3 protein-coding genes and 1 pseudogene are annotated in these 1,671 nt (G+C 62.7%); 3 read left to right on the top strand and 1 reads right to left on the bottom strand.

Annotated features, from left to right (window positions below; genetic code table 11):
• Nucleotides 1–9: 9 nt before the first annotated feature.
• Both HLUSI_RS32560 and HLUSI_RS0109785 read left to right on the top strand, forming a co-directional pair.
• Entirely contained in the window at nucleotides 10–141 is a 132-nt protein-coding gene (locus tag HLUSI_RS32560) for an SPOR domain-containing protein (RefSeq protein ID WP_238533958.1), read from the top strand.
• Nucleotides 142–173: 32 nt separating this feature from the next.
• Nucleotides 174–506: an SMR family transporter gene (locus HLUSI_RS0109785; RefSeq protein ID WP_016833797.1), complete on the top strand. Its 333-nt coding sequence runs from the start codon at nucleotides 174–176 to the stop codon at nucleotides 504–506.
• Between the two features lie 17 nt (nucleotides 507–523).
• On the opposite strand, the gene rsmI is transcribed toward HLUSI_RS0109785, so the two are convergent.
• Nucleotides 524–1,432 carry a 16S rRNA (cytidine(1402)-2'-O)-methyltransferase gene (gene rsmI / locus HLUSI_RS0109790; protein WP_029363337.1) on the bottom strand — a complete coding sequence of 303 codons (909 nt, stop codon included), beginning with the start codon at nucleotides 1,430–1,432 and terminating at the stop codon, nucleotides 524–526.
• 11 nt (nucleotides 1,433–1,443) lie between these two features.
• Here rsmI and HLUSI_RS27950 point away from each other — a divergent pair.
• Nucleotides 1,444–1,671 (top strand): annotated as a pseudogene (locus HLUSI_RS27950) (hypothetical protein); the annotation flags it as partial.

Consider the following 1,671-nt stretch of genomic DNA (forward strand, 5'->3'; position numbering starts at 1 on the left):
ATTGAAAAAATGGAAGCAGTCGTCGTCAACGGCTTGTACCGTTTGTACGCTGGTCCTTACGCGACCCGTCCGGCGGCCATGGACGCCGCCCAGATCGTGCGTCAGCGCAGCAGCGTGACGCCGTTCGTGGTCGAGCGCTGATCCGATTCACTCTACTTCACGGGAACAGACGCATGCATCCTTATTTGTTGCTGGGCATCGCCATCGTGGCCGAAGTCATCGCCACTTCCGCCTTGCGCGCGGCAGAGGGCTTTACGCGCCTGCTGCCGTCGATCATGGTGGTGATCGGCTATGCAGTGGCTTTCCTGTGTCTGTCGCTGACGTTGAAATCGATCCCGGTCGGCATCGTGTACGCGATCTGGTCGGGGCTGGGGATCGTGCTGATTTCGGTCGTGGCGTATTTCCTGTACGGCCAATCGCTGGACCTGCCCGCCATCATCGGCATGGCATTGATCCTGGTCGGCGTGGTCGTGCTCAACCTGTTTTCAAAATCGACGGTGCACTGATGCATTGACGAAATGCTTCAACCCGCATCCTTGATCTGCAAAGCGCGCTCATAGAGCGCGTTTTTCTTTTGGCCGGTGATTTGCGCGGCAAGTCCCGCCGCCTGCTTGAGCGGCAATTCTTCCAGCAGGATGCGCAACACGCGTTCGGCTTCGGCGTCGTTATCGTCGCCGGCCGCCGGTGCGCCTTCCACCAGCACCACGAATTCTCCGCGCTGGCGGTTGGCGTCCTCGGCCAGCCAGGACGGCGCTTCTGCCAGTGGGCAACGGTGCACGGTTTCAAACAGCTTGGTCAGTTCACGCCCGAGGACGACGTGACGCTCGGGGCCGAACGCCAGCAGCAGCGCGTCAATGGTTTCGACGATACGATGCGGCGCTTCATAGAACACCAGGGCCGCCGGCAACTCGACCAATTCCTGCAAGGCGGTCTCGCGCTGGCGCGTCTTGGCCGGCAGGAAGCCGACAAAATGGAAGCGCTCATCGGTCAGGCCCGACGCCGACAAGGCCGTGATCGCCGCCGAGGCGCCCGGCAAGGGGATCACCCGCAAACCCGCCGCGCGCACCGCATCGACCACCCGCGCGCCCGGATCGGACACCGCAGGAGTGCCCGCATCGGACACCAGCGCCACCCGCTGCCCGGCGTGCAGGCGCTCGATGATCTTGGCGGCGGCTTCGCGTTCATTGTGTTCGTGCGCCGCGATCAGCGTCTGGCTGATGCCGTAGCGTGTGAGCAGATGGCTGGTGTTGCGGGTGTCTTCGCAGGCGACGGCGTCGGCGATGGCCAGGACGTGCAAAGCGCGCAACGTCACGTCGCAAACATTTCCGATGGGCGTGGCCAGCACATATAATGCCGACTCGGGATACGTCTGCTGCGCGGCCTCGCTCAGGACTGACGACGCGGCTGCCGCGCTGGAGTTGGGGTGACTCATTGGAGAAGATAATGTTGGGAAAATGGGCGAAAGTCATCTTGCAGACTGTCATGCTGAGCGGATTGTGCGCTTCCGTGCAGGCAAATACAACCGTTGCGGAGAATGCCCCGCCTGAACCGGCGCCGCTCGCCCAAAGCGACAACGCGCCGCCGCCCAAACGCATGGCGCTGCTGCTGCCGCTGCGTTCCAGCGTGTTCGGTATTTTGTCATCACCATCATCGAAACCGGCGACTCCGTGC

It is taken from the genome of Herbaspirillum lusitanum P6-12, from assembly GCF_000256565.1.
Taxonomy (GTDB): Bacteria; Pseudomonadota; Gammaproteobacteria; order Burkholderiales; family Burkholderiaceae_D; genus Herbaspirillum; species Herbaspirillum lusitanum.

Bases quoted from the DNA above. Each gene is read 5' to 3' on its own strand.
- HLUSI_RS32560 (WP_238533958.1), top strand. From the start codon at position 10: ATGGAAGCAGTCGTCGTCAACGGCTTGTACCGTTTGTACGCTGGTCCT.
- HLUSI_RS0109785 (WP_016833797.1), top strand. From the start codon at position 174: ATGCATCCTTATTTGTTGCTGGGCATCGCCATCGTGGCCGAAGTCATC.
- rsmI (WP_029363337.1), bottom strand. From the start codon at position 1,432: ATGAGTCACCCCAACTCCAGCGCGGCAGCCGCGTCGTCAGTCCTGAGC.